Annotated in this window: 25 protein-coding genes; 15 read left to right on the plus strand and 10 right to left on the minus strand. The window is 72.5% G+C overall.

The window, feature by feature from the left end:
• The first annotated feature begins 125 nt into the window (after positions 1-125).
• The 9 genes from IOD16_RS10025 (at position 126) to IOD16_RS10065 (ending at position 8,702) form a co-directional block, all read left to right on the plus strand.
• Complete coding sequence (locus tag IOD16_RS10025) at positions 126-731, plus strand: hypothetical protein (protein ID WP_201439797.1); 606 nt, start codon at positions 126-128, stop codon at positions 729-731.
• Entirely contained in the window at positions 718-2,394 is a 1,677-nt protein-coding gene (locus tag IOD16_RS10030) for a GH3 family domain-containing protein (RefSeq protein WP_201439798.1), read from the plus strand. Before IOD16_RS10025 ends, IOD16_RS10030 begins: the two co-directional genes overlap by 14 nt.
• A gap of 6 nt (positions 2,395-2,400) precedes the next feature.
• Complete coding sequence (locus tag IOD16_RS10035; RefSeq protein WP_201439799.1) at positions 2,401-3,273, plus strand: SAM-dependent methyltransferase; 873 nt, start codon at positions 2,401-2,403, stop codon at positions 3,271-3,273.
• A gap of 3 nt (positions 3,274-3,276) precedes the next feature.
• Positions 3,277-4,605: an NAD(P)/FAD-dependent oxidoreductase gene (locus tag IOD16_RS10040; RefSeq protein ID WP_201439800.1), complete on the plus strand. Its 1,329-nt coding sequence runs from the start codon at positions 3,277-3,279 to the stop codon at positions 4,603-4,605.
• A 94-nt stretch (positions 4,606-4,699) separates the two neighbouring features.
• Entirely contained in the window at positions 4,700-5,875 is a 1,176-nt protein-coding gene (locus IOD16_RS10045; RefSeq protein ID WP_201439801.1) for a hypothetical protein, read from the plus strand.
• A complete protein-coding gene (locus IOD16_RS10050) occupies positions 5,872-6,573 on the plus strand; it encodes a DUF6182 family protein (protein WP_201439802.1) in 702 nt (233 codons plus the stop codon). Before IOD16_RS10045 ends, IOD16_RS10050 begins: the two co-directional genes overlap by 4 nt.
• Positions 6,566-7,168 (plus strand): LysR substrate-binding domain-containing protein, encoded by a 603-nt coding sequence (locus IOD16_RS10055; RefSeq protein WP_201439803.1) that lies wholly within the window; start codon positions 6,566-6,568, stop codon positions 7,166-7,168. The genes IOD16_RS10050 and IOD16_RS10055 overlap by 8 nt, the downstream gene beginning before the upstream one ends.
• On the plus strand, positions 7,165-7,884 hold the full coding sequence (locus tag IOD16_RS10060; protein WP_236594863.1) for an alpha/beta fold hydrolase: 720 nt from the start codon (positions 7,165-7,167) through the stop codon (positions 7,882-7,884). The genes IOD16_RS10055 and IOD16_RS10060 overlap by 4 nt, the downstream gene beginning before the upstream one ends.
• Positions 7,881-8,702, plus strand: coding sequence for a class I SAM-dependent methyltransferase (locus IOD16_RS10065; protein WP_123742516.1), 822 nt, complete (start codon positions 7,881-7,883; stop codon positions 8,700-8,702). The genes IOD16_RS10060 and IOD16_RS10065 overlap by 4 nt, the downstream gene beginning before the upstream one ends.
• Positions 8,703-8,801: 99 nt before the next feature.
• On the opposite strand, the gene IOD16_RS10070 is transcribed toward IOD16_RS10065, so the two are convergent.
• Together IOD16_RS10070 and IOD16_RS10075 are read right to left on the minus strand one after the other, a co-directional pair.
• Positions 8,802-10,262: a DHA2 family efflux MFS transporter permease subunit gene (locus IOD16_RS10070; RefSeq protein WP_123742515.1), complete on the minus strand. Its 1,461-nt coding sequence runs from the start codon at positions 10,260-10,262 to the stop codon at positions 8,802-8,804.
• A 670-nt stretch (positions 10,263-10,932) separates the two neighbouring features.
• Complete coding sequence (locus tag IOD16_RS10075; RefSeq protein ID WP_236594864.1) at positions 10,933-11,310, minus strand: winged helix-turn-helix transcriptional regulator; 378 nt, start codon at positions 11,308-11,310, stop codon at positions 10,933-10,935.
• A 312-nt stretch (positions 11,311-11,622) separates the two neighbouring features.
• Here IOD16_RS10075 and IOD16_RS10080 point away from each other — a divergent pair, with 312 nt between their 5' ends.
• The 4 genes from IOD16_RS10080 (at position 11,623) to IOD16_RS10095 (ending at position 14,642) form a co-directional block, all read left to right on the plus strand.
• Positions 11,623-12,294: a DsbA family oxidoreductase gene (locus IOD16_RS10080; RefSeq protein ID WP_201439805.1), complete on the plus strand. Its 672-nt coding sequence runs from the start codon at positions 11,623-11,625 to the stop codon at positions 12,292-12,294.
• A gap of 353 nt (positions 12,295-12,647) precedes the next feature.
• Positions 12,648-13,448 carry a glycoside hydrolase family protein gene (locus IOD16_RS10085; RefSeq protein WP_201439806.1) on the plus strand — a complete coding sequence of 267 codons (801 nt, stop codon included), beginning with the start codon at positions 12,648-12,650 and terminating at the stop codon, positions 13,446-13,448.
• A 13-nt stretch (positions 13,449-13,461) separates the two neighbouring features.
• Positions 13,462-14,085 (plus strand): thaumatin family protein, encoded by a 624-nt coding sequence (locus tag IOD16_RS10090; protein ID WP_201441287.1) that lies wholly within the window; start codon positions 13,462-13,464, stop codon positions 14,083-14,085.
• Between the two features lie 131 nt (positions 14,086-14,216).
• Complete coding sequence (locus IOD16_RS10095) at positions 14,217-14,642, plus strand: hypothetical protein (protein WP_201439807.1); 426 nt, start codon at positions 14,217-14,219, stop codon at positions 14,640-14,642.
• A 30-nt stretch (positions 14,643-14,672) separates the two neighbouring features.
• Here IOD16_RS10095 and IOD16_RS10100 read toward each other — a convergent pair whose 3' ends face one another.
• The gene (locus tag IOD16_RS10100; RefSeq protein WP_201439808.1) at positions 14,673-16,382 is read right to left on the minus strand and encodes an IlvD/Edd family dehydratase; all 1,710 of its coding nucleotides are present in this window, start codon (positions 16,380-16,382) and stop codon (positions 14,673-14,675) included.
• A 295-nt stretch (positions 16,383-16,677) separates the two neighbouring features.
• On the opposite strand from IOD16_RS10100, the gene IOD16_RS10105 reads away from it, so the two are divergent.
• Positions 16,678-17,544, plus strand: a complete 867-nt coding sequence (locus tag IOD16_RS10105) for a hypothetical protein (RefSeq protein ID WP_201439809.1) — start codon at positions 16,678-16,680, stop codon at positions 17,542-17,544.
• Here IOD16_RS10105 and IOD16_RS10110 read toward each other — a convergent pair.
• The 7 genes from IOD16_RS10110 to IOD16_RS10140 all read right to left on the minus strand — a co-directional run bounded on the left by IOD16_RS10110 (position 17,541) and on the right by IOD16_RS10140 (position 24,193).
• Complete coding sequence (locus IOD16_RS10110; RefSeq protein WP_201439810.1) at positions 17,541-18,029, minus strand: beta-class carbonic anhydrase; 489 nt, start codon at positions 18,027-18,029, stop codon at positions 17,541-17,543. The genes IOD16_RS10105 and IOD16_RS10110 overlap by 4 nt on opposite strands.
• A 263-nt stretch (positions 18,030-18,292) precedes the next feature.
• Positions 18,293-19,216: a PDR/VanB family oxidoreductase gene (locus IOD16_RS10115; protein ID WP_201439811.1), complete on the minus strand. Its 924-nt coding sequence runs from the start codon at positions 19,214-19,216 to the stop codon at positions 18,293-18,295.
• Between the two features lie 3 nt (positions 19,217-19,219).
• The gene (locus IOD16_RS10120; protein ID WP_201439812.1) at positions 19,220-19,444 is read right to left on the minus strand and encodes a hypothetical protein; all 225 of its coding nucleotides are present in this window, start codon (positions 19,442-19,444) and stop codon (positions 19,220-19,222) included.
• On the minus strand, positions 19,441-20,508 hold the full coding sequence (locus IOD16_RS10125) for an aromatic ring-hydroxylating dioxygenase subunit alpha (protein WP_201439813.1): 1,068 nt from the start codon (positions 20,506-20,508) through the stop codon (positions 19,441-19,443). Before IOD16_RS10125 ends, IOD16_RS10120 begins: the two co-directional genes overlap by 4 nt.
• A 124-nt stretch (positions 20,509-20,632) precedes the next feature.
• Positions 20,633-21,736 carry a hypothetical protein gene (locus IOD16_RS10130; protein ID WP_201439814.1) on the minus strand — a complete coding sequence of 368 codons (1,104 nt, stop codon included), beginning with the start codon at positions 21,734-21,736 and terminating at the stop codon, positions 20,633-20,635.
• 22 nt (positions 21,737-21,758) lie between these two features.
• Entirely contained in the window at positions 21,759-23,315 is a 1,557-nt protein-coding gene (locus tag IOD16_RS10135; protein ID WP_201439815.1) for a hypothetical protein, read from the minus strand.
• A 170-nt stretch (positions 23,316-23,485) separates the two neighbouring features.
• Entirely contained in the window at positions 23,486-24,193 is a 708-nt protein-coding gene (locus IOD16_RS10140; RefSeq protein ID WP_201439816.1) for an NAD(P)-dependent alcohol dehydrogenase, read from the minus strand.
• Positions 24,194-24,490: 297 nt separating this feature from the next.
• Here IOD16_RS10140 and IOD16_RS10145 point away from each other — a divergent pair, with 297 nt between their 5' ends.
• Positions 24,491-26,428: an MDR family MFS transporter gene (locus IOD16_RS10145; protein ID WP_201441288.1), complete on the plus strand. Its 1,938-nt coding sequence runs from the start codon at positions 24,491-24,493 to the stop codon at positions 26,426-26,428.
• Positions 26,429-26,504 lie beyond the last annotated feature (76 nt).

The raw sequence follows: 26,504 nt of genomic DNA on the forward strand, positions 1-26,504 counted from the left end.
GGTCCTGGTCGGGCCGTCGGCGCGCCGCCGCCGGTCGGCGGACCCTCCCGTGCTCGCCACGGTGGATCGATCTCTGTCCCGCAACGGAAGGAAGCACCTTGGGTGACCCCGGTTTCCTGGTTCTGGTGGGTACCGATTACGCCGGGAAGTCAGCGGTGATGCGTGAGCTGGCCCGGCACGAGCCAGGCTGGCGGCTGGTGTCCGTGGACGACCAGTTCCTCGCTCCCGAGCACGACGCGATGCGCGGGTTGAAGTCGGTCCTGTTCAACGAAACGCTGCCCGGCCTGGGCAAACACCACTCCGCCGACGTGGTGGCGAGCCTGCTGCAGACGGCCGTGGTGCACCTGCGGGACCAGTTGCCCACCGGCGGGTCGGGGGACCCGGTCGTCGTGGACTCCTACTACTACAAGATCCTCGCCAAGTGCCGCCTGATCGACGCGGACCCGGCGGTGTTCGGCTGGTGGCGCGGGTTCCCGCAGCCGAGCCGGGCGCTCTTCCTCGACGTCGACCCGATGACGGCCTGGGAGCGCAGTTCCCGGGGCGCGGCGGCGAACCAGCTCGAGTTCCACGGCGAGCACGTCGACCGCGACGCGTTCGCGCTGTTCCAGACCGATTTGCGGGCCCTCCTCGAAGAGGAATCGGGGCACCTGCCGGTCGAGCACCTGCCCGAGTCGGACCTCGACGCGACCGTGACGCGGGTCCGGGAGGCGGTGCGGCGTGAGTTCGCCTGAACGGGGCTGGAGCGCCGCGCACGTGGGTGACTACCGGAAACGGGTCTTCCACGAGCGTGACGTGCTGACCCGCGCCCTGGGCGAGGCGCGGGCGTGGCAGCAGCGGGTGCTGCACGACCTGCTGGACTTCAACGCCGGCACGGAGTTCGGCCGCGAGCACGGCTTCGGCCGCATCCGCACGCTCGACGAGTACCGCCGCGCCGTACCCGTGCACGGGTACGACGGGCTGGAGCCGTGGATCGAGCGGATGGCCGCCGGCGAGCGCAACGTCCTCACCGCGGACGACCCCGTCGTGTACTTCACCAGCAGCGGCAGCACCGGGGCGCACAAGAAGGTGCCGGTGACGCCGAGGTTCATGCGCACGAGCTTCTTCCCGTTCTTCTACGCGGCCTGGGCGTCGATGGTCGAGCACCACCCCGATGTCGTGGGCGCGGACGCGGTGCTCAACCTCAAGCAGGACCCGCTGCCGGTGCCGAAGCTGACCGGGGACGGTCGCCCGCACCTGGGCGCGAGCCAGGTGGACTTCGGCGCGGCGTTCGGCGAGCCGCTGTCGGCCGAACCCGGGACGTCCGCGCGGTGGGCGGCGCTGCCGGTGGAGGTCGCGGCGGACGACCACCTGGAGAAGGCGTACCTGCGCCTGCGGCTGGCGGTCGGGGCTGACCTGCGCTGCGTGATCGGGATCAACCCGGCGGCGGTCGCGGCACTGCCCTACCAGCTCACGCTGTGGTGGGAGCGCATCGTGCGCGAGGTCCGCGACGGCACGGTGGGCGGCCGGGCGGTCGCCGACCCCGATCCGGCCCGCGCGGCCGAGCTGGAGGCCCTGGCCCGGCGTTTCTCGCCGGTCCGCCCGGCCCACGTGTGGCCCAACCTGCGCGTGGTGTTCTGCTGGACGGGCGGCGTCGCGTCCCTGTACCTCCCGCGCCTGCGGGAGGACTACGGCATCGGTGTGGACGTGCTGCCCGCACCTGTGGCCGCGTCCGAAGGCCCGACCGCCGTGACGCTGGACCGCCACCCCCGCGCCGGCAGCCTCGTCGTCACGGCTTCGGTGTACGAGTTCGTGCCCGCGGACCTGCCCATCGGCGCCGGCGCCGAGACCCTGCAGGCGCACGAGCTGGAGCCGGGTGGGGAGTACCAGGTCGTCTACAGCCACGTCGGCGGTATGTACCGGTACGCGGGCGGCGACGTGGTCCGGGTGGTGGACGGACTCGGCGGCGTCGCCCGGGTCGAGTACGCGGGCCGGGCGACACCCAGCGACGCGGTGGGGGAGCGGCTGCGCGAGTCGCACGTGGTGGGCGCGTTGTCCACGGCCCTGGCCGAATCCGGCCTGGAGGTGCGCAACGCGTCGTGCCGGGTCGTCGGCGCCACCCCGCGCTACGAGTTCGCGCTCGCCCCGTACACGCCGTGGAGCGGGGACGAGACCACTCGGATCGGTGAACGCCTGGACGCCGCGTTGCGCGCCCGGTCCGCCGGCTACGACTCCGCCCGGGCGCGGGGCCGACTGGCCGGACCGGAGCTCACGCTCCTGGACGCCGACGCGTTCCAGCGGGACTGGCACCGGCGGGTGGCCGAAGGCACCCGTCCCGCACAGGTCAAGGACAAGCTGTTCCGCCAGGACCAAGCCGACTGGGAACGGCTGGTCGGCGCGCGCGAGGGGGAGGACTGACACCACATGACCACCGACACCGGCAGCCTGCTGGACTCCGTGGAACGGACCGCGCTGCTGACCGCCGCGCTCCGCGCCGCCGAGACGCGTCGACCCGACCGGCTGTACGAGGACCCGTTCGCGGAGGTGCTCGCGGGTGCGGTCGGACCGGGCCTGCTGGCCGAGCTGCGGGCGACGACGTTCCCGGTGGACGCCGCGCGCACGCTGCCCAGCACGCCCGACTACAACGCCATCCGCACCCGGTTCTTCGACGACCTGCTGTCCGAGGCCGCCCGCACGCCCGAGGGGCGGCAGGTGGTGATCGCACCGGCGGGAATGGACACGCGGCCGTTCCGGCTGGACTGGCCGGCAGGGGTGCGGGTGTTCGAGATCGACCGCCCGCCCGTGGTGGCGCTCAAGGAAGCCGTCCTGCGCGACATCGGCGCGACACCGCACGTGGACCGCACCACGGTCGCGGTGGACCTGCGCGACGACTGGGAGGACGAGCTGGCCGCGGCCGGCTACGACCCCGCGGCGCCGTCCACGTGGCTGCTGGAGGGGCTGCTGTACTACCTCCCCGAGGACGACGTGCACCACGTGCTGGAGCGGGTGCGCGGGGTGACCGCGCCGGGCAGCGTGATCGCCGCCGACCTGGTCAACGCCGCCGCGCTGACCCTGCCGAACATGCGGGGCCTGCTGGACCTGTTCGCGGGCTGGGGCTGCCCGTGGCTGTTCGGCTCCGACGAGCCGGAGTCGCTGTTCGCGCGGCACGGCGTGGACGCCGTCGCCCACCAGCCGGGCGAGCCCGGGGCGGACTTCGGCCGCTGGCCCGACCCGGTGCCACCGCGCGACGTGGCGGATGTGCGCCGCGTGTTCTTCGTCCGCGGCGTGCGGAAGTAGCCGGTGGACGTCGTCATCGCGGGCGCCGGACCGGCGGGCCTGGCGTCGGCCCTGGCGTTGTCGGGGGCCGGGCACCGCGTCCTCGTGCTGGATCGCGACCCGGCCCCGCCGCCCGGTCCACCCGCCGCGGCGGGGACGGCGTGGGACCGGCCGTTGTCACCGCAGACCCGCCAGGCGCACACGCTCACCTCCGCGGCCGTCGCGACGATGCGCGCCCATGCCCCGGCCCTGTTGCGGGCGCTGCTCGACGCGGGCGCGTCGCTGCTGGACCTCACGCGCGCGGCGCCGGGGATCGAGGATCCGGAGCTGGTGGCGCTGGCGTGCCGCCGGTCCACGTTCGACGTGGTGCTGCACCGGTACGCCGCCGAACGCGTCGACCTGCGCTACGGGACGACGGTGTCCGGCCTGCTGACCTACGGCGGGCGGGTCGCGGGCGTGCGGCTGGAATCGGGGGCGGTGGTGCCCGCGGACGTCGTCGTGGACGCCACGGGACGGCGGGCGCTGGGTCGCCGGTGGCTGCGCGAGCTGGGGTACGAGCTGCCCGTCGACGCCACCGAGCCGACCGCGACCAGCGCCTTCGTCCGGTACTACCGGCGTTCGGGTCCACCGGGCCCGCTGAACCGGGGCAACGCGGCGGGCGTGCTCGCCGACCACTACGCCGGGGTCCTCCACCCGGGCGACAACGGGACGTTCTCCGTCGCGTTCGGCGTGCTGCCCGGTGACGAGGTCGCGCGCGGCTTGCTGGCACCGCAGGCGATCGACGCGCTGGCCCGCGCGACACCGTGGATCCGCGAGTGGATGCACGACGCGGAGCCGTTGACCGGTGTGCGGGCGATGACGTGCCCGCCCAACGCGTTCCACGCCCTCGCGCGCCGCGGTTCGCCGCTGGCCGGGCTGGTGCCGGTGGGTGATGCCGCCTGTGTGACGGACCCGATCCTCGGCCGGGGCGTGTCCCTGGCGTTGGCGCACGGCTTCCGCCTGCCCGAGGTGGTGCACTCGACGACCGCGCAGGTGGCGTTGGCGGAAGAGCTGCACGGCGGGTGGTTCCGCCAGGCGTGCCTGGAGAGCGCGGACCGGGTCGCCCGGTGGGAGGCCGCCGGCGCGCCGGTGGACCGCGCGCCGACACCGGTGCGGCTGGCCGGTGCGGTGGCCGGTCGTGACGTCGGGGTGTGGCACACCCTGACCCGCGTGCTGATGGGCCTGACACCGCCGGAGGCGTTGACCGAACCGCGGTTCGGTCAGCGGCTGCGCGACCTGCTCTCCGAAGGACCACCCGCGTCCACTCCCGGCCTGCCGAGCCGGGACGAGCTGGTCGCCCTGGTCGCGCCTTGAGGGAGGGCGCGTGCCGAAGTCCGAGTCCCGGTACCGGACCGGCGAGGGCCGCCGTGCCGCGGGAGCACCGCCGTCGAAGGGGAGTGAGGAACGCGTGACCACGCTGGAAGTGGCCCGGACCACCGCTGACCGCGCTCCGGCCGGCCGCCGCAGGGTGTTGCTGGCGCCGGTCACCATCACACCGACCAAACCGCTGACCCCGAGTCACCTCAAGGGGTTGTTCTGGACGGACGTCGTGCAGCGCGCCACCGAGCCGCTCGCGGACGTCACGCACCGCAGCAGCCACACCGTGTTCGATCCGTGCGAGCAGACCGCGGGGTTCTGGGAGTACCTGGACCGCACGGTCGGCGATGTGGACTACTCGTGCCTGTCGGAGGACGAGATCGGCCGGCTGTACGTGCGGTACCGGACGAACGGCGAACGCGCGCCGTTCTCGGCCTGCGTGCCCTACCTGGACGCCATCGAACGCCACGGCTGGGTGCACCCGGCCAGCACGCGGCTGCTAGAGCTGCGGGCGGACCAGTACCGCGGGCTGGGGTTGCGCGACCCGGGCGGCCTGACCGAGCGCCAACCGCCCGCGCTGACCCTGGACGAGGCGATCGACCGCCTCCACGAGGCGGACCTGTGCCTGGACCTGCGCGCCAACGGCGGCCCGGTGTTCGTCGACGCCACGCGTGACGGCCTCCCGCTGCGGCAGATCGTCGCCGCGGACGGCCGCCCGAACTACCTCGCCTGCGCACTGCGGGACCTGCTCCCGCTGGTCACCGAGCACGACGAGACCGTGTTGCTCTACGACCGCGGCCTGGAGCCGGACTACCTGCTGCTGCAGCGGGTCCTGGCGCGGACCGGCGGCCGGCCGGTGCACCGCGTGCCGCTGGGCCGAGTCCCGGTCGACGGCACCATCGCCTCCGCCCGCCACGGCGGCTGGCAGGGCACCAGCGCGCGTGACCTGCTGGAGCGGTTCGCCCCGCACCACGACCCGGCCGCGCTCAAGCTCGGCATGAGGCTGTACTTCGTCGGCGTCCTGGGGCCCGGAGACCACGACTCGTTCCGCGTGGACCTGCTGGACCGCAACCTCACCCGGGCCCGGAAGCTGCTCGACACCGCCGAGGACGTCGGCTGGGACCGCGTCCTGGACCTGTTGTCCGGTCTGCGCGGCGTGAGGGGCGAGACCCGCGAGCACGTGGACGCCTACCGCCTGACAACAGGACTGCTCGGCCGGCACGGCCCCCCACCGTCTCGGGAACTGCTGGAGGCGGTGTTCGCGTGACCGTCACCCAGGCCCTGCTGCACGACCACGTGGTGCGGCGGATCGCCCGCGCCCGCCCCGACCTCGCAGCCTGGCGCGACCTGTCCACCGTGGACGGCCTGAGCGCGGTGGAGGCGGAGATCGCCGCCGTCAGCGACACCGCCGTGGTCGCGGTCGTCGGCGGGTTCGACCTCGTCGAATGGGTGCGCGGCACGGTGGCGTTCGCGGCCTCCCTGTCCGATGTGGACGCCTGGCGCCGGTCGTTCACCAAGACGCTGTTCCTGGCCGGGAACCCGGCGCGCCTGACCGGCCGGTTCGCGTTCAGGCACGTGGCGGGCCGGCTCGCGTGGACCGACCTCGCGCCCGCCGACGCCCACCTGCCGCTGCGGCAGCTCCTGCGGGCGTTCGTCGGCGAGCGCGAGCTCGACGTCCCCGGCGACGTGGTGATCGACCTGCCGGGACCGCCCGGACGTCACCGGGTGCTGCACGTGGCGGGCGCGATGCCCGTGGCGCGGGCGATGGTGCACCTCAACCACCTGCTGGTGGAAGCGGTGTTCGACGGTGTGCTCGCACCCGGGGACCGGCTGACGGTGCGACGGGTGCCGCGGCTGATCGGGGTGACCGGCCCGTTCGACGCCCTGCGCGTGGGCGTCGATCCGGCCTCGCCCGGCAGGCTGCACGCCCTGATGGCGTTGACCGAGGAGGTGAGTGGTGCCTGACCTGCGGTTCGGCTACCACGGTTCGCTGGAGTTGCCGCACGCCGCCGTGCGCGCGGACGGGTACGACCCTGGGCGGGTCGAGTTCGTGGAGTACGACGTGGGCGACCCGTTCACGCCGTTGCGGCGCGGGCGGGTGGACGTGATGGTGTCCAAGTTCGACCACCGCGAACCGGACCTGGTCTACAGCGAGCCGATCGGGCTGGACCCGCGGGCGGTGGTGGTCGCGCTCGACCACCCGCTGGCGGGGCGCGAGTCGGTGTCGGTGGAGGAGGTCGCGGCGTTCCCGTGCTTCGACCGGCCGGGGTTCATGCCCGCCGAGGTGTGGGACCAGCTCGTGCCGCCGGTGACGCCCGGCGGGCGGCCGATCACCCGCGGGTACCCGTTCACGGCGGTGCCGGCGCTGATGCGGACCGTGGCCTCGGGGGCGGCGGTGCACCTGACCGTGCAGTCCATCGCGCACGTCGCACCGCCGACCGTCACGCTCGTGCCGGTGCGCGACCTGCGGCCGGCCGTGATCAACCTCGTGTGGCTGCCGACCGCGCCGCAGCGCGTGCGGCGCCTGGTCCGGGCGGCCGAAGGCTTGGTGGTGTCGTGACCGTCGTGCTGCTGCACGCCCTGGCGGCCGACGCTCGCATGTGGGCCGGGACGTTGACCGGGCACCCCGTGCTCACGCCCGACCTGTACCGGCTGGGCACGGGTGAACCGTCCCTGGACACCGTCGTGGACGGTCTGGCGCGGCTGCTCGACGACCGCGGCGAGGATCGCGCGGTGCTCGTGGGTTGCTCGTTCGGCGGGTACGCGGCGATGGCGTTCCTCCGCCGCCACCCCGACCGCGTGCGCGGGTTGGGTCTGATCGGCACCCGGGCGGCCGCGGACACCGACGAGGAGCGGGCGCGGCGGCTGGGGTTCGCCGAGCGCGTCACCGATCCGGCGCTCGGGCCCGCGCTCGTCGACGCGACCGCGCCGCTGTTGCTCGGCGCCGGCACCCGGCGCCGCCGACCGGACCTGCGAGGGCGCGTCGACGAGATGGTGCGCTCCATCGCACCTGCGGACGTGGCGTGGGCGCAACGGGCCATCGCGGCGCGGACCGCCTCGTTCGACGTGCTCGCCGCGTACACCGGCCCGGCGGTGGTGCTCGCGGGTGCGGAGGACGCGCTCGTGCCTCTGGACGACGCCCGCGCGATGGCCGCGACCCTGCCGCGCGGTGCGCTGGAGGTCGTGCCGGACGCGGGCCACCTGCTGCCGCTGGAAGCCCCCGAGGTCGTGGACAAGGCCCTGGCGTCGCTGCTGGACCAACGGGAGGACTCATGACCGCCGCCGATCACGCCCAGTGGGGGTTCCCCACCTCGACCGGATTGGCGTTCACCCGCGCGGACATCGTCGACGCGCACTTCGACGCGTGCCTGCCGACCTACCTGGAACTGGTGCGCGCGGCGGGTTTCCGACCCGGTCAGCACGTGCTGGACGCGGGCAGCGGCGGTGGTCGGTTCCTGCCCCACCTGGCCGGGCTGGTCGGTCCGGGCGGTCGACTGACCGCGCTGGACCTCGCCGCGGAGAACGTGGCGCTGATCCGCGAGCGGTGGCCGACGCTGGCCGACGCGTGGCAGGGCGACCTGCTGGCGCTCCCGTTCCCGGACGACGAGTTCGACGCGGCGTGGTGCGCGAACACCGTGCAGTACCTGGATGACGAGCAGTTGCGCACCGCGTTGGCGGAGCTGCGCCGGGTCGTGAAACCCGGCGGCCTCGTGGCGGTGAAGGACCTGGACGCGTCGGCGATCACGGTCCACCCGGGACCGCGGTTCCTGGTGACCGACTTCTTCCGCCGCGCCGCGCTCCACTCGGGATACGCGCACAACCTGTTGCGCACCAGGGACCTGCACCTGTTCCTGAAGGAGGCGGGGTTCTCCGACGTGTGGCAACAGACGCGCATCTCCGAGCACTTCGCGCCGTTCACCGCGGCGGAGCGGGAGTTCTACACGCGGTCCTGCGCGAGCCTCGCCGCGCAGGCGGGCGACGACCCGCACTGGACGCCGTTCCTGGACGTCGGGGACCGGCGCAACCCGTTGAACGCGCCCGACGCCTACATCGCGGAAGGGGCCGTGCTCGCCGTGGGCAGGGTCCCGCGGTAGCCGTCACCGCGGACGAGCACAAGCGCGAGGACCGCGACCCTGGGACGTCGCGGCCCTCGCTTCCCCTGTGGAGATCCCCGGATGGGGTGGTCTGCTGCGTCAGCCGACGGCGGGCTGCGCGTCCGCGTCGGTGTCGGTCTCGGCCGCCTTGGGCGCGGCGGCCGCCGGCTGCTTCTTGATCGCCAGCGCGAGGAAACCGCCGACGATCAGCAGGCCCGCGGCGATGAGGCCCGCCAGCCGGGTGCCGACGACCAGGTCCGCCTTGTTGGCGTCCGCGTAGTTGCCGACGAACGCGGAGTTCGCGATCGCGACCAGGACGGCCAAGCCGACCGCGCCACCGATCTGCTGCGACGTCGACGCCATCGCGCCCGCCACGCCCTGCTCCTCCGGGGCCACGCCGGAACCGGCCGACGCGAACACGGAGACGAACACGAGGCCACCGCCGATGCCCCACAGCACGGAACCCGGCAGCAGCGCGTAGAACGAACCGTCCACGCTCATCACCACGGCCGTGAGGCCGATGCCCAGACCGTTGATGATCATACCGGTGAACAGCGTGACGCGCATGCCGTACTTGCCCATGAACGTCGGGGCCAGCTTGCCCGAACCGATCATCGACAGCAGCGTCAGCGGCAGGAAGGCGAGGCCCGCCTGCATCGCCGAGTAGCCCAGGACCGGCTGGAGGTACGTGGTGAACACGTAGTAGCCGCCCGCCAGGGCGGTCTGGAACACCAGCAGCACGGACATCGAGATCACCAGCGGCCGGTTCTTGAACAGGCGCAGCGGCATCAGCGGGTCGCGGCTCTTGGCCTCGGTGAGGAAGAACGCCGCCAGCAGGACGACCGCGATGATCAGCGCGGCCAGCGGGATGGTCGTGCCCCAACCCAGGTCCGGACCGGTGACCAGGGCGGTGACCAGGGCGGTGACACCGACCGTGGCGAGCAGCGCGCCCGGGATGTCGAAGCTGTGACCCGACGCCGGGCCGTCCGGGCGCAGGACCTTCGGGGCGGGGATCAGGATGATCAGCGCCAGCGGGACGTTGATGAGGAAGACCCAGCGCCAGGAGGCCAAGTCGGTCAGCACACCGCCGAGCAGCGCGCCCGCCGCGAGGCCGAGCGAACCGGTCATGCCCCACATCGCGAACGCCTTGTTGCGCTCGGCGCCCTCCTTGAAGGAGGTGGCGATCAGGGCCAGGACCGCGGGGAAGAGCAACGCGCCGCCGATGCCCTGGATCAGGCGGGCCGCGATCAGCAGCGCCTGGTTGGGCGCGAAACCGCCCAGCACCGAGGCGATGGCGTACAGGGACAGGCCGATCATCAGCAGCCGCCGGGCACCGATGCGGTCGACCGCGCGACCGCCGAACAGGAGCAGACCGCCGAACGACACCGCGTACGCCGAGACGACCCACTGCAAGTACTGCTCGGAGAAGCCGAGAGCCGTACCGATGTCCGGCAACGCGACGTACACGATGTTGTAGTCGACGGTGATGATGAACTGGGAGAACGCGAGCAGGAACATCGCGAAGCCGGCCTTCTTGGCCGGTGCAGCTGCTGTCGTCATGAGACCCCTCCTGAGGTCTGGCTTTCCGTGAGGCTTCCGAAACGCTGGTGCTGGTGCTGGTGCCGGCTGGTGGAACGGCGCTACGACCACCACGTCCCGTTCCAGGCGCTCACGAGCACCGACCTTTCCCGTACGACGCCCGGGCAGGGCACTGCGTCGATGGCGCTGAGGAGTGGGCTCCGATCGTCGGCGTGTCCGTCGCCGTTAATACGACAGCTCTCATCATACGAGAGTTGTCAAAGTACGAGATTTGACGTACCTCAACGGTGCATCCCAGCGCGCCGCGCGAGCGCGGTCAACCGGTTCTGACCTGTGGGAACGCCAAGTGCGACGGACGTGGGCCACTGGCTCGCCGGACCGGGAGGTCACGCCTGCCGGGGGGACGGCGGAACCGGTGCGTTCCGGTGTCGGGAGGCGCTCCGACGGGGGTCCTGGAACGCGGCGACCCGGCGGAGCTCGCCCCGCCGGGTCGGTGGGCACGTCGAGGCGTGCGGTGCCGGTGACCGTCGACTGTGGACCGGCGGGCGGGGGTGACGTCCGCGCCGGTGATGTGGATCTTCGTTGAGCCCCTGGCACTCAGGGGAGTTGCCGGGCCTCGCCCGGTGAGAGCTGCGACAGGCCGCCGCTCGTGCCGCTTCCGGCCCGGTCGCGGATCGACCGGACCCTCGCTTCAGCGAGCCGGCAGCTCCGACACCGGCCCGACCGCCTGGCCCGGCAGGTCGTCCAGTTCGTCGATCACCGCCTGGTCGTGGCGCCTGCGGGAGGCTCGGATGGCGTCGAGGTGCTCGCCCGCCCACTCGTCCAGCACGCGGATGGGGCCGAGCAGCGTCCGGCCCAGGTCGGTGAGCGCGTACTCCACCTTCTGCGGGACCGTCGGGTAGGCCGTGCGGCTGACCAGCCCGTCGCGCACCAGTGCGCGCAGGGTGAAGGTCAGCATCCGCTGGCTGATGGTGTCGATGGCCCGGTTGAGCTCGCTGAAGCGGTGCGGCCGTTCGCTCAGCAGCATGACGACCAGCACGCTCCACTTGTCGCCGACGCGGTCGAGCACCTCTCGGACGGGGCACTCCTGGTCCTTGACGCAAACCGGCCCGCGAACAGCGGTGTGCCCTACTGACATCAATGTGCCTCCTGTCCGTCATGTCGATCGTGTCGCAAGATGGGGTCGCTAACAAGAAGTAACTAGGAGAGGGTCGATGACCGCGCCAACTGGAGTGGAAACCACAGCAGACTACGACGCGGGTGCGGAACCACCGCCGGTCGGCACAACGGCCGAGGCGTCCGCCGAGCACGCGCAGCCCCATCGCCTGGTGATGCTGGGCAGCGAGTCCGGCTCGTGCTGCTCGGTGGGCGGGGGGTGCCTGTGAGCGGCAACCAGTCCCTGCGCCTCGACGTCTGGTCCGACTTCGCCTGCCCGTGGTGCTACATCGGCAAGCGGAGGCTGGAAGGGGCGTTGGCACGGTTCGAGCACGCTGACGACGTCGAGGTCGTGTGGCGCAGCTTCGAGCTCAACGCCCGCATCCCGAAGGGCACCCGCCAGCCCGACCACGAGTACCTGGCCGAGAAGCTCACCGGGACCGTCGAGCGGGCCAAGGCGTTGACCCGCAACGTCACCAAGGTCGCGGCCGGTGACGGGTTGGCCTTCGACTACGACAACACGCTCTCGGTCAACACGTTCGACGCGCACCGGTTCGCCCACCTGGCCATGGCGCACGGGATCGGGGACGAGATGCACGAGCGGCTGTTCAGCGCTCGGCTGGTCACCGGGGAGGCGATCAACGACCCCGAAGTGCTGACCCGCATCGCGGTGGAGGTCGGCGTGCCGGAAGCCGACGCCCAGCGGGTGGCGACCAGCGACGCCCACGCGGAGGACGTCAGGCGGGACGAGGCCGAGGCCTCGCGGATCGGTGCGACCGGTGTGCCGTTCGTCGTCTTCGACGGTCGGTACGCGGTCTCCGGCGCCCAGCCGGTGGAGACCTTCCTGTCCACGCTCCACAAGGCTTATGAACCGCACACGTCCACGGGTGTGAGGTAACGGGCGAATCGCCCGCACCGACCCGTGCCGCCCGGGTGCGGCGCCTGGCTGCCACGAGCGCCGGGTGCCGCACCCGGGCAGAGGTCGTTCCACCCATGCGGGCGGGCGCGGCGCGGAGGGCTGATCGGTGCGCGATCCGCGTCCACGGGCAGCCCTCGCGTCCCGGCCCGCCGACAGGAGGGCTGAGCCGGAGGCGGGCGACCGCGTCCCGGCGGGCTTCCTCGGCCGGGCGGGGTGTCTCGGGCCGTCGGTAGCCCGGCCGGTCGATTGACGGCGGTCCGCACCACCCCCAGGCTGGGTGGAAGCGCTCTCACGTTCGCGGTCGCGGCCGGGACCACGCAGGAGGCAGGTGCATGCGACGACGGCTCGCCCTCGCCCTGGCGGTGCTCACCGCCGTCGGGCTGCTCACCTCCCCGGCCGCGGCGGTCGCGAGCAAGAAGGGCGTGAGCGTCAACAACCACCCGGGCGTGACCGCCGCTCTCGCCGACGTGCGGGCCGGTTGGTACTACACGTGGGCGTCCGACACCCGGGGCGTCACCACCCCCGCCGGGATCGAGTTCGTGCCGATGATCTGGGGCGCGGGCGCGGTGAACGACACCGACCTCAACCGTGCCAGGTCACTCGGCTCGACCCTGCTGGGGTTCAACGAGCCGGACATGGCCGGGCAGGCGAACCTGACGGTCGAGCAGGCGCTGTCGCTGTGGCCGCGGTTGCAGGCCACCGGGATGCGGCTCGGCGCGCCCGCCGTCGCGTTCGGCGGCGACCGGGCGGGCGGCTGGCTGGACCGGTTCATGAGCGGCGCCGCCGCCCGCGGGTACCGGGTCGACTTCATCCCGCTGCACTGGTACGGCAGCGACTTCTCGACCGCGGCCACCGGGCACCTGCAGAGCTACGTGCAAGCGGTGCACGACCGCTACCGCAAGCCGATCTGGGTCACCGAGTACGGCCTGATCGACTTCACCGGCCCGCAGCCCCGGTACCCGGACCAGGCCCGGCAGTCCGACTTCGCGCGGCGCTCCGGCGCGATGCTCAACGGCTTGTCGTTCGTGGAGCGGTTCGCGTGGTTCTCGCTGTCGACCCGCACCACGCCCACCGGTCTGTACGACGGGACCACGCCGAACGCGACCGGCGTGGCCTACCGGTCCGTCACCTGAGTCCGGACGCACCATCTGGGTCGGCAGCACGGTGAACGCCGACGGCTCCCGCGCCCTGACCGGTTCGCCGACGTTGCGGCACGGCCAGTCGGCGACGGTCACCATCCCGGAGTCGGGTTCGCCGAACCACTGGCGCGGCACGTTCTTCGCCCGCCAGGACTGCACCGGCACGCCAGGCGGCACGTTCCACTGCCAGGTCGGTGACTGCGGCCCGCTCGCGGACCGCTGCACCACCGGTGAGCGACCGGTCGGCCTGGCGGAGCTCGACTTCGACCGCGGCGACTGGCTCGCGCCCTGGTACGACGTCAGCTACGTCAACGCGTTCTCGCTGCCGATCACCATCGAGGCCCGCGACGGCGTCACCCCGCCGGGCTCCGCCGAGTGCACCGCGGTCGGCTGCCCGGAGGACCTGCTGCCGCACTGCCCGCCGGAGAACCCGACCCGATGGGCCGACGGCAGGCCGATGCTGTGCACCAACCCGGACCGCGACGCCCGCACCGCCTACAGCGACGCCCTGTCGTCCCGCTGCCCGAAGGCCTACGCCTGGTCCCGCCACGACACCGAGCCGGGCAACCAGGTCGTCCGCCAGTGCCGCCAGTGCACCGGCTTCACCGTCACCTTCCACCCGGTCGCCTGAACCCGCACCGGTCACCTCCCACCGGCCCCGCGGGTGCCGGATCCGAGAGGCGAACAGGCCGCCCGGACGCCGGATTGTCAGCAGCTCCGGGGTGATGCCAGGGTTTGTCGACGGGGCCCGGAGGAGGAGGCATGGTGCGCAGTCGGCTGCGAAGCGTGTCGGCAGCGGTGCTGGTCGCAATGGTGATCGCCGCGGCGGCACCGGGGACGGCCCAAGCGCAGGGGCGCGCGACCCACTACGCCACCCACACGCTCGCCTGGAACCCGAACCCCTCGATGGCGGTGTTGTGCATGCCCGCGCGGTCCATCGCCATCGCCGCCGGCACCTACACGTGGGGAGCTTTCGCCGGTGGGGTGGAAATGGACATCACGAGCATCGACCTGATCGCGGAAGACTACTTCTGGGGGAACTGCCTCTACCCGCAGGACGGCTACTACCTGATGGTCAGCTCCCTGGACCCGGACGACCCCTTCCTGCCGACCGCGTACGCCAGGGCGACCGTCTCGTTCCTGGCCCCCGACCGAGCGGTCACCTGGGGCACCTACCTCGACTCGTGACGTCGACCGCGCTGATCGGCGGAGGGCAGGTCAGTGCGAGTCACGGCTGACCTGCGATCCGCTGGAGCCGAGGAGGAAGTCGAGGTCGGCGCCGGTGTCGGCCTGGAGCACGTGGTCGACGTAGAGGCGTTCCCAGCCCCGACGGGGATTGGCGTACCCGGAGGTCGTGGCGTCGTTCGGGGTGCGGGCGGCCCACTCCTCGTCGGGCACCTCGACGTCGATGCGGCGCGCCTCGACGTCGAGGTTGATCACGTCGCCGGTGCGGACGAGGGCGAGTGGCCCGCCGGCGGCGGCCTCGGGTGCGACGTGCAGGACGACGGTGCCGTAGGCGGTGCCGGACATGCGGCCGTCGCAGACGCGGACCATGTCGCGCACACCTCGTTCGAGCAGCTTCTTGGGCAGCGGCATGTTGGCGACCTCGGGCATGCCGGGGTAGCCCTTGGGGCCGCAGCCGCGCAGCACGAGGACGGAGTCGGCGTCGACGTCCAGGTCCGGGTCGTCGACGCGGGCGTGGAAGTCCTCGACGGAGTCGAAGACGACGGCCCGGCCGCGGTGCTTGAGCAGGTGGGGAGAGGCGGCGGCGGGTTTGATCAGCGCTCCTCGTGGGGCGAGGTTGCCGCGCAGCACGGCGATGCCCCCGTGGTCGAGCAGCGGCGACGTGCGGGAGCGGATGACTTCCGGGTCCCAGATCGGCGCGTCGTCCAGGTAGTCCACGAGCGGCCTGCCCGTCACGGTCCGCGCGTCGGGGTCGAGCAGGTCGCGGACCTCGCGCAACACGGCGAGCAGGCCGCCGGCGCGGTGGAAGTCGTCCATGAGGAACCGGCCGGCGGGCTGGAGGTCGACCAGCACGGGCACTCCCGAGCCGATGCGGTCGAAGTCGTCCAGCGTCAGGTCGACGCCGAGGCGGCCGGCGATGGCCAGCAGGTGGACCACCGCGTTGGTGGAGCCGCCGATGGCGGCGAGGGTGACGATGGCGTTGTGGAACGACGCCTTGGTGAGGAACGTGCCGGGGCGGCGGTCGGCGGTGACCAGCTCCACGGCCAGCCCGCCGGTGCGGTGGGCGGCCTCGAGCAGGCGGCTGTCCGGGGCGGGGGTGCCCGCGACGCCGGGGACCACGGTGCCCAGGGCTTCGGCGACCAGCGCCATGGTGGAGGCGGTGCCCATGGTGTTGCAGTGGCCCCGGCTGCGGATCATCGCCGACTCCGACCGGATGAACTGCTCGTTGGACAGCGAGCCTGCCCGGACTTCCTCCGACAGCCGCCACACGTCGGTGCCGCACCCGAGGGGCACGCCGCGGAAGGTGCCGGTGAGCATCGGGCCGCCGGGCACCACCACGGCGGGCAGGTCGACCGACGCGGCGGCCATGAGCAGGGACGGGATGGTCTTGTCGCAGCCGCCGAGCAGCACGACGCCGTCGACGGGGTTGGCGCGCAGCACCTCCTCGGTGGCCATCGCGGCCATGTTGCGCCACAGCATCGCGGTGGGGCGGACCTGCGTCTCGCCCAGCGACACCACGGGCAGCTCCAGGGGGATGCCGCCGGCCTCGTAGATGCCGTTCTTCACCGACTGCGCGACCTCGGTGAGGTGCGCGTTGCACGGCGTGAGGTCGGAGGCGGTGTTGGCGATGGCGATCTGGGGGCGGTCGAACGCGTCCGCGGGCCCGCCCCGCCGCATCCAGGCGCGGTGGATGTAGGCGTTGCGGTGATCTCCCGCGTACCACTGGGCGCTGCGGAGCGTCACGTGCGACCACCTTCCGGCTGACGACACGATGATCTGACTCGTAACACGATGAACGGTAATCACATGTCGGTGGAAGCGACAGCACCCTTGTTCGGGCGCCGCGGCCCGCGCGCCACCGTGCCCCGGTCAGGGCGTTGCCCGGAGGAGCGGAAGTCGTGACCGGGGTCTTGTGTGGCAGGAACTCGCCACTTTTCGGTCCCGCGCCGACGTCCGCTCCGCTTCGGCCCAGCCGTAAGGTTGTCCAGCCTTCCGCTGTCCCGCCGCGGGTGCGTCCGCCGAGTCGAGAGGACCGACCGTGCGCAGATCACGCATCGCCGACCTGGCCATCGCCGGAGGGGCCGTGGCGATCCTCGTGGTGACGGCGATCATCGTGTTCCAGCAGGATGCCCTGCCGGCGCACCAAGGCCACCCGGCGGCTACCGCGGCGAGCGCGGCGGCGGGTGCAGGGCGGTCGGACTCCTCCGAGGGGTACCGGCTCGTGCCGGTCGAGGTGCCCGACCGGCACGGCGAGGACCTGCCGGTCGCGTTCCGGATCATCGGCCCCGACCAGCGGCCCGCCACCGGGTTCCAGCTCAACATGACCAAGCAGCTGCACTTCTTCGTCGTTCGGGACGACCTCAGCGTGTACCGGCACGTGCACCCCGAGCCGGACGGCGACACCTGGCGCACGGCGGTCTCACTGCCCGGCGACGGCCACTTCCGCATGTACGCCGAGTTCATCCCGCCCAGCACGGCCCGCCACCCCGAGCCGGTCGTGCTCGGCGTGCCGTTCGAGATCCCCGGTGACGCGACGAAGGCGGCGCTGCCCTCGCCGAGCACGGAGACCACCACCGACTCCGGCTACCGGGTCGTGGTGCAGGGCGGTCTCACCCTGCCGCGCGGCGCCCCGGCGAAGATCCGGCTGGCGGTCAGCGAGCCGGGCGGCGCCCCGGTGGAGTCGCTGGAACCGCATCTCGGCGCCTACGGGCACATCACGGCGTTCCACACCGAGCAGCTGTCCACCACCCACCTGCACCCGGTGGAGATGGTGGGCATCCCGGTCCTGCGCGGAACCCTGACGTTCGACGTGTGGTTCGGCGAGGCCGGCGACCACCGGCTGTTCCTGGAGTTCCGGCACGGCGGGCAGCTGCACACCGCCGCGCTCACGTTCACCGTCGCCTAGAGGACCTCGTCGAGCTTCCCGGTCGCGACGTCGAACACGAACCCGCGGATCGAGTCCTTCACCGGGATGTACGGGCTGTTCCTGATCCGCTCGACGGACTGGCGCACGTCGGTGTCGAGGTCGGTGAACGACTCGGCGGCCCAGGACGGCTTCACCCCGACCTCGTCCTGGATGGCCTTCTTGAACTCGTCGTCGGTGAACGTCAGCATCCCGCAGTCGGTGTGGTGGATCAGGATGATCTCGACCGTGCCGAGCAGCCGCTGGCTGATGGCGAGCGAGCGGATCTCGTCCTCGGTGACGACGCCACCCGCGTTGCGGATCACGTGCGCCTCGCCCTCGTCGAGGCCGAGCACCCGGTAGACGTCGATCCGCGCGTCCATGCACGCCAGGACGGCGACGTGCTTGGCGGGCGGGAGGGGGAGCGGGCCGCTGAACTGCTCGACGTAAGCGGCGTTGTTGGCCAGGAGTTCGTCCGTGACGGACATGGCTGCGCATCCTGTCTGGAGTGGGTCCGCTCCGCGGGCAACCGGAGCGGTCGACGCGCGGGAGGCCGTGGCCGGTGGTGCTCGCCGGGCACGGCCTACGGACAGCCCTCGTCGAACAGGCGTCCACGCCTACTCGGCCAGAAGGCCTCGAGTTCCTGCTGCTGCACGGGTGCGAGTCAACCGACGCGTGCGGACCCGCGCAACAGCGCCCACCAGGTGAAACGGGAGGTCCGGTCACATTCGGGCTGATCGCCGCGATGGGGTCACAGGTCGAGGACCAGGCGCGGGCCGCGCGACCGTGACACGCAGATCATCATCACGTCGCAGGCGGCTTGTTCCCCGGCGTCCAGCACGGAGTCCCGGTGGTCCGGAACTCCTTCGAGCACGCCCGTCTCGCACGTGCCGCAGGTCCCCTCCCGGCACGAGGACAACACCGCGATCCCGGCCCGCTCCACCACGTCCAGCACCGACTCGCCCGCCGGCACGACCAGCGTCCGGCCCGACCTCGCCAGGTCGACCTCGAACGACGCGCGCCCGCCGTCGACGGCCTTGGGCGTGAAGCGCTCGACGTGCGGCCTGACGGGCGAGCGCTGCTCCACGGCGGCGAGCAGCGGTTCCGGTCCGCAGCAGTAGACCTCGGCGTCCCCCACCAGGAACGGGTCCAGGTCCAGCAACCCGGTCTCATCCTGGGGCCGCACGTCCACCCGGTCGCCGTAGAGGTCGCGCAGCTCCCCGGCGAACGCCATGGACGACCGCGTCCGCCCTCCGTACAGCAACCGCCAGGACGCGCCACGAGCGGTGGCCGCCGCGAGCATGGGCACGATCGGCGTGATGCCGATGCCGCCCGCGACGAACAGGTAGCGTTCCGCCGCCACCAGCGGGAAGTGGTTGCGCGGCCCGCGAAGGCGGACCGTCGCGCCCTCGGCGAGCACCGAGTGCACGTGCCGCGATCCGCCGCGGCCGGCGGGCTCGTGCAGCACCGCCACCTGCAACGTCGAGCGGTCGGCCGGGTCGCCGCACAGCGAGTACTGGCGGACGAGGTCCGGCGCGAGCACGAGGTCCACGTGCGCGCCCGGTGTCCAGGCGGGCAGCGGTTCGCCCCGGCCGTGGCGCAGGGTCAACCGCACGACGCCGTCGGCGACGACCTCCTTGCGCTCCACCAGCACGTCGAGCTCCGGCCCGGTCATCGCTCAGCCACGGGCGCCGACCGGGTCCCGGTCGACCTCCGGCGACGACCCGGCGGCCGGCGGTTCGTGGCCCACCGGGTGGGCCAGCAACCAGTCCCACAGCCGCACGGGGTCTTCGGAGTGCCGCTCGGCTCCGCAGTGGCACACGCCGACCAGCACGTCGGAGCCCGGCATCCAGTGGACGCGGTAGACGGTGTCACCGCGCAACATGGCGACCCGGTCGCTCATGCCCCGGCCGCCGTCGTTCCCACCCCGGCCGCCGTCGCGCGGTCGCCGGCCGCCATGCGCTTGAGGATGCGCCGCGCCGCCAGCCCGCCGGTGTCGATGTTGACGGACAGCTCCTGGTAGCCCGCGGGCTCGGCCTGGACCACTCGCTCCAGGAGGTCCAGCGCGGTGACGTCCTGGAGCACCACCGTGCGGTTGCTCTCCCGCAGGAAGTCCGACACCTCCTGGTCGTCCACCGCGAAGTCCCTGGCCACGGCCCAGAAGTCGTGCGTGCTGTGCTCGGTCTCCGGGGTGATGGCGTAGACGACCTCGACGTGGAAGGCGTGCGGGTCCGAGCCGTCGGCCTCGGGCAGCACGCCGACCGGCGCGACCCGGCTGTGCAGCAGGTACAGGCACGGCGGGTGGTACTCGATGTCCTGCCAGCGGGTGATCCGGCCTTCGATCCCGGTGGACTTCGCGTAGAACGGCGGGCACGCGGCGTCGGCCATGTGCCGGCTGACGTAGATGATCCCGCCGTCCTCGTCCACCTCGGTGGTGGTCGGCGTGTCGGCCACCTCGGGCGTGCCGATGTACCCGCCGTGCAGGTACGTCTCGTGCGACAGGTCCATCAGGTTGTCCACCAGCAGCTCGTACCGCGCCGCCAAGGGCTCCATCCCGCACACCGTCGCGTAGCCGGGGTCGACGAGCCAGGGGGCGCGGGGGATCGGCGTCCGGTCGGCCCGGTCGCGCTCGCCGATCCACACCCAGACGAACGAGTCCTGCTCCACCACCGGGTAGGACGCCACCCGGGCGGTGCGCGGCACCCGGGCCTGCCCCGGCACGGACACGCAGGCGCCGGCCCGGTCGTAGGTGAAGCCGTGGTAGCCGCAGACGATCGTGTCGCCCTCCAGCCTGCTCTCCGACAGCGGGTAGCGCCGGTGCACGCACCGGTCGGCCAGCGCCACGACCTCGCCCGCCTCGCTGCGGTAGAACACCAGCGGCTCGCCCAGGATCGTCCGGGCGAACAGGTCGCGGCCGATCTCGTGGCCGTAAGCCGCCACGTACCACTGGTCACGCGCGAACGTCATGGCTTCGCACCCTCCCCGCTCCGAGCCGACCCCCCTGAAGTTAGGCTCAAAGCTGTCGGCCGTCAAGAATCTGCCGAATGTCATGGGTGCGGCAGTGGTCGGAGAGGGAGCGCCACCCCGGCGGTCAGAGCAGCCGCGACACGGCGAACGACGTCTGCCCGCCGAGGACGCCGACGGCCTGCCGGGTGTTCTCGAGCGGCGCCACGCAGCCGGTGAGCGGCTCGACGGTGCTCTGGCCGATCCGGCACCCCACCGCCGTCGCCTTGATCGAGACGAAGTCCGCGATCTGCGCGCCGAACAGGACGGGCCGGCCGAGGATCCGGATGTCGCCCACCGCGTAGCCGGCGTCGGCGGGTACCTCGAACACCGCCCGGACCGGGTGCTCGGCGTCGCCCCGGACGCAGGTCCAGAAGCTCTTCGGGTCGGCGCCGTCCGGGGTCGCCCAGCCGGCCACGGACAGGTCGTCGAAGTACAGCCCGACGGGGTTCTTCAGCGCGAGGTCCGCCTTGAGGCGCGCCACGGAGTTCACCACCCCGCCGATGTGCGGGTCGCTGTTGCGCTGCGGCGCGCCGTACTCGCCGCAGGCGATCAGCTCCTGCTCGTCGGTGAGCAGCTTCCCGTCGACGCGGCGCACGATGCTGGCGGCGGCGCACAGCTCGATCTCGGCGCCCAGCGTGTTCGAGGCCTGGACCAGGTGCATGGCCCCGTTGACGGTGTCGTCGTTCCACCGGTTGCGCCTGATGTAGGCGCCGGAGCCGTCGAAGAGGTCCGCCTCCCGCACCCGCTCGTCGACGTGCTCCCGGTACAGCGCCAGCACGGTCTCGGGGCCGGTCCGGGCGAGCACCTCCCAGTACTCCGGCCCCTCGCAGGTGAAGGTGACCCTGGTGATCTTGCCGTCGCCGTCGCGGACGACGCTCCACTCGCAGTACTCGTCCTGGACGTCGCGGGACCGGTCGGCGGCCGTCCAGCGCTGCCGGTCGGAGGTGGCGCGCACCTTCACCTGGCGGGGGAACGCGGTCCAGGTGACGTCCTGGAACACCGCGTCGTCGGCGGTCGCCGTCTTGGCGAGGTTGTAGTACTGGGCCCGGGGGCTGTCGTTCGTGCGGTCGGTGTTGCCCTCGATCGACCGGTCGGTCGTGTCGGAGATGAACGCGTGCCAGGCCGCTCGGCCCTCCGCGTCGAGGTCGGTCAGGTTGCCGGGCGGGTCGAAAGCGCGCAGCGGTGGCATGGTCGGCTCCTTCGCGGTGGCGTCACGTCTTCGGCCGGACCGAGCCGTCCGGCGCCATGTCGAGCAGCGGTGCGTCGTCCGGGATGGCGGTCCGCGGCACGGTGAGGGTGAACTCCGCGAGCTTCGAGCGCCGGAACTCCCGGCAGCGGGACTCGGCCAGGCGGACGTAGTCGTCGGTTCCCTCCGGGGTGCCCAGGCGGGCGGTGACGGCCGTCAGGTAGTCGCCGATCCGCTCGGCGAAGCGGTCCGGCCAGTCCGGCGTCGCCCAGTTCGCCGCGAACTCGGCTTCGGGCGAGGTCTCGTCGCCCGCCGCCGCCACGATCGCCGCCGCCAGCCGGTCGGCCAACCCGGCGCCCACCGCCACCGGCGTGGTCGGGCAGTGCGCGAGCAGCCGCGCCCGTCGCCCGCTGAAGACCGGGTTCTGGAAGTCGACCATCAGCGCGCACGCGACGAACCGGGCGTCCAGGACGCCGGTCTGGATCATCCGGTCGACCACGTGCAGGTCCTCGAACGCGGGCTCGGGCACCGCGAACGCGAAGAACGTGTCACCCGGCCGCGAGAAGTCCCCGTCGGTCAGCCGGTGGCCGTAGTGCGCGAGGCGGTCCAGGTAGAGCGGCGCCGACATGGCCGGTATGCCGAAGTCGGCCGGGATGCCGAGGACGTCCAGCAGGGCCTCGTTGTGCAGCCAGAAACCCAGCGGCGGCTCGAAGGTCGGCCGGTCGTCGAGGCTGCTGTACTCGGTGGTGCTGCTCGCGAGGTTGACCGTGGTGGTGGTGAAGAGCTGGCGCAGCAACCAGTCCGGGTGCTCGATCGTGCCCGACGCGGTGGCCTCGTCGAGCCGGGCGGTGGTCCACCGGTCGACGCAGGCCCGGATCGTCGGCTCCAGGACCTCCGCGTTGGTGAGGAACGCGAACAGCGGGCTCGTCCGGACCGGGTCGTCGGCCGCGAGGTGGATCGCGGCGCTCATGGAATGCCAGTGCAGCCACGGCTGCTTCAGCTCCTTCATCACCACGCTGCCGTTGACGTGGCTGTCGAAGCACGCCCGCCCGCGCGACTCGGGCCGCAGCGCGGTGTAGGAGTCGCCGGACCACACCCAGGCCTCGTCGACCCGCATGTAGAAGTTGAACCGGCGTGCCCGGTGGTCCCACGCCGCCACCTGGAGGAACGCGGCCACGGTGGAGTCCGTGGCGCTCGTGCTGATCATCAGGTCCGCGTCCGGGCCGCGCCCGCGCACGACGGCGAAGCGGAAGTCCTTCACCAGCCCCGGCGCGGCGTCGAGCTGCCCGGCCTCGCTGACCAGGTACGACCTCGTCTCCGGCACGACACCGGCCTGGTCGAGCCCGGCCATGACCTCCGCGACGGTCACCGGGAACCGCTCTCGGTGGAAGAAGGTCGTCGCCATCGGGTCGCCGAGCGCGTCACGCTCCGACGTGGACATCTCCCTCGGCCCGCCGCCGTCCCCGACGTCGACGAACCGGTAGAGGGTGGCGGGCCGCAGCGCGGTGCGCGCCCTGACGTCGAGGGCTTCGACGCCTCCCCGCCACTGCGTGGCCCGCCGACGCTGTCTGAACCGCGGCATCGCACTCCTCAGCCGGACGTGGCCGCCTCGCGAGCTGCCCGGTCTCCCCGCCGGTTCAGGCTGCGCCGCGCCTTGCCGTGATCACAAGGAATACCCCCTCGACAACTCGAAAGAGTGAATGCCGACGTCGTGCCCCGACAGGGTCGGCGGGGTCGGCGGGGTCGGCGGGGTCAGTCCGGTGGGACGACGGTGGTGACGACCTCGGCCCGGGCGTGCTCCAGTTCGAGGTACCGGCCGGCGGCCGGCGCCTCGGCCAACGGGTAGGTCCGGCTGGTCTTCGTGCTCAGCGCGAGGAAGCGCTGGCGGACGAAGCGCGACGTCAGCGCGGCCCTGACGCTCTGGCCCATCGGCCCGACGAGGCTGCCGCCGTCCGAGACGCCACCACCGCTGAGCACCAGGGTCCCGTCGGGCGTCAGGGCCCGGCGGAGGTCGGCCGGCGAGCGGTTCGCCACGAGGTCGAAGACGACGTCGTGGCGCTGCCCCGTGGCGGCGAAGTCCTCCTCGGCGTAGTCCACGACGTGGTCCGCGCCGAGGGAGCGGAGCAGGTCGACGTTCCTCCTGCTGCACACCGCGGTCACCTCGGCGCCGAACACCTCGTCACCGGGCTGGAACCCGCCCACGCGCCGACCCACCGCCTCCACCCGGCCGGCGAAGTCACGGCCGCGGATCCGCCGCTTCGGGCCGGACCGGCCGAAGGCCGCCGGCATCACCAGGCGCGCCACCCTCGGGTCGCCGCGCATGACGTGCCAGTCGGCCGCGTCGACCGACGCCGCGTGCACCCGCACGAGCACCTCGTCGTCGGCCGGCGCCGGTTTGTCCACCTCTTCCAGCCGCAACTGGTCGGACGAGCCGTGGCGGTCCCGGACGATCGCCTTCATCGGGGCCTCCGTGGCGTGCGGGGTGGGCGGCCGGCCTGCCGGGATCGTCGGCACTGGCGGCGACGGTAGGGCAACGCGCGCCGTGCGGACATCAGAGACGATTCCTAAGGGGCACAGGGATTTCGCCGCGCGCACGGCAGAAATGCGGCCGCCGGGGGTTTGCCCGCCGGACATCACCCGGCCGTGGACGTGGCGGGCGGTCGCGCGGTGGCGGTTTTATCGTCGGGCCGGGAGGTCCACGTGGTCGAACGGGTCGAGGTGGGCCGCGGTGCGAGGCGCGCCGTGGTCGCGGTGATCATGCTCGGGATGCTGCTCGCCGCGCTCGACCAGACGATCGTGGCGACCGCGCTGCCGACCATCGTCAGCGACCTCGGCGGCGGCGGGCACCTGTCCTGGGTGGTCACGTCCTACCTGCTGGCCGAGACCATCATGACCGCCCTGATCGGCAAGTTCGGCGACCTGTTCGGCCGCAAGCGGGCGTTCCTGCTCAGCGTCGCGCTGTTCCTGGCCGGCTCGTTCCTGTGCGGCTGGGCCGACTCGATGACGTGGCTCATCCTGGCCCGCGCGGTGCAGGGGCTCGGCGCGGGCGGGCTGATGGTGACCTCGGCCGCCGTCATCGCGGACGTCGTGCCGCTGTCCGAGCGCGGCAAGTACCAGGGGTTCATCGGCGCGGTGTTCGGCGTGGCCACGGTGGTCGGCCCGCTGCTCGGCGGCCTGTTCGTGGACCACCTGAGCTGGCGCTGGGCGTTCTACGTCAACCTGCCCCTGGGCGTGGTGGTGCTGGCCGTCGGCGCGTTCGCGCTGCCCGGCGTGCGCGGCGCGGGCCGGCCGCGGATCGACTACCTGGGCATCCTGCTCATCGCCCTGGCCTCGACCGGCCTCACCCTGGTCACCAGCTGGGGCGGCGTCGAGTACCCGTGGGCGTCGCCGACGATCGTCCTGATGGCGATCGGGTCGCTGATCGCGCTCGGCCTGTTCGTGGTCGTGGAGAACCGGGCCGCCGAGCCGATGCTGCCCATGCGCCTGTTCCGCAGCCGCGTGTTCACCGTGTGCACGGTGCTGAGCTTCGTGGTCGGGTTCGCCATGCTCGGCGGCGTCACGTTCCTGCCCACCTACCTGCAGTACGTGCACGGCGCGTCGGCCACCCAGTCGGGCCTGGAGATGCTGCCGCTGGTGGTCGGCCTGCTCATCGCCTCCGTCACGACCGGCAACGTGATCAGCAAGACCGGCCGCTACCGGGTGTTCCCCGTGGTCGGCAGCCTGCTCATGATCGGCGGGCTGTTCCTGCTGTCCCGGTTGGACCCGCAGACCTCGTTCTGGCAGGCGTCGACGTACATGCTCGTGCTCGGCCTGGGTGTCGGCATGTGCATGCCGGTGGCGATGGTGGTCGTGCAGAGCACCACCGACTACGAGGACCTGGGCGTGGCCACGTCCGGCGTGAGCTTCCTGCGCACGTTGGGCAGTTCGTTCGGGGTGGCGGTGTTCGGGACGGTGTACGCGAGCAACCTGCCGGCCAACCTCGCCGCCGCCATCCCCCCGGGCGTCGACCCGGCCGCCGCGGCCAACGTGCAGGCCCTGCACGCCCTGCCGGACGAGCTGAAGGCCCCGATCATCGCCGCCTACGCGGACACCCTGCACCTGGTGTTCCTGTCCGCCGCGCCGGTCGCCGCCGTCGCGTTCGTGGTCGCGCTGTTCCTGAAGGAAGTGCCTCTGCGCGACACCGCCCGCGCCGCCGCGACCGAGGTGGGCGACAACTTCGCCGCGCCCCACACGTCCGACTCGGAGGACGAGCTGGAGAAGCTGGTCGCCCTCATCGTCAGCCGCGAGCGCCGCGACCCCACACCGGACGTGCTGCGCGACTCGGGCGTCCCGCTCACCCACGCGCAGGCGTGGCTGGTGGTCAAGGTGTTCCGGCAGAGCGTCGAGCACGGCGACGCCACCCTCGACCGGCTGGCCGAGGCCACCCGCGTCCCCGCCGGCGTCTTCGAACCGGTGGCGCGCCAACTCCAGACCAGGGGCTACGTCACGGAAACCGGCGGGCACTACCTCTTCACCCCCCAGGGCACCCGGGTCTTCGCCGACCTGGTCACCGCCTGGCGCCGCTGGCTGCGCGTCAAGCTCACCGACTGGCACTGCGACACCCCCACCTTCACCGCCGCCGTCGACCGCGTCGCCACCGAACTGACCACCAGCAGCCGCTCCCTCCCCACCACCCACCCCACCGCCGTCGTCTGACCGCATTTTGCGGACAACCCCGATTGCGCCTGTGTAACAGTGACGGCCGGGAGTCACGGTTCTCTCAGGTCGGCCC

Origin of the sequence: Saccharothrix sp. 6-C, from assembly GCF_016695385.1 — a bacterium.
Taxonomy (GTDB): domain Bacteria; phylum Actinomycetota; class Actinomycetes; order Mycobacteriales; family Pseudonocardiaceae; genus Actinosynnema; species Actinosynnema texasense.

Coding starts and splice junctions, on each gene's coding strand:
- IOD16_RS10070 (WP_123742515.1), bottom strand. CDS start 10,262: ATGACGACAGCAGCTGCACCGGCCAAGAAGGCCGGCTTCGCGATGTTC.
- IOD16_RS10140 (WP_201439816.1), bottom strand. CDS start 24,193: ATGAAGGCGATCGTCCGGGACCGCCACGGCTCGTCCGACCAGTTGCGG.
- IOD16_RS10035 (WP_201439799.1), top strand. CDS start 2,401: ATGACCACCGACACCGGCAGCCTGCTGGACTCCGTGGAACGGACCGCG.
- IOD16_RS10135 (WP_201439815.1), bottom strand. CDS start 23,315: ATGCCGCGGTTCAGACAGCGTCGGCGGGCCACGCAGTGGCGGGGAGGC.
- IOD16_RS10125 (WP_201439813.1), bottom strand. CDS start 20,508: ATGACGTTCGCGCGTGACCAGTGGTACGTGGCGGCTTACGGCCACGAG.
- IOD16_RS10095 (WP_201439807.1), top strand. CDS start 14,217: ATGGTGCGCAGTCGGCTGCGAAGCGTGTCGGCAGCGGTGCTGGTCGCA.
- IOD16_RS10085 (WP_201439806.1), top strand. CDS start 12,648: ATGCGACGACGGCTCGCCCTCGCCCTGGCGGTGCTCACCGCCGTCGGG.
- IOD16_RS10130 (WP_201439814.1), bottom strand. CDS start 21,736: ATGCCACCGCTGCGCGCTTTCGACCCGCCCGGCAACCTGACCGACCTC.
- IOD16_RS10145 (WP_201441288.1), top strand. CDS start 24,491: ATGCTCGGGATGCTGCTCGCCGCGCTCGACCAGACGATCGTGGCGACC.
- IOD16_RS10065 (WP_123742516.1), top strand. CDS start 7,881: ATGACCGCCGCCGATCACGCCCAGTGGGGGTTCCCCACCTCGACCGGA.
- IOD16_RS10115 (WP_201439811.1), bottom strand. CDS start 19,216: ATGACCGGGCCGGAGCTCGACGTGCTGGTGGAGCGCAAGGAGGTCGTC.
- IOD16_RS10120 (WP_201439812.1), bottom strand. CDS start 19,444: ATGAGCGACCGGGTCGCCATGTTGCGCGGTGACACCGTCTACCGCGTC.
- IOD16_RS10110 (WP_201439810.1), bottom strand. CDS start 18,029: ATGTCCGTCACGGACGAACTCCTGGCCAACAACGCCGCTTACGTCGAG.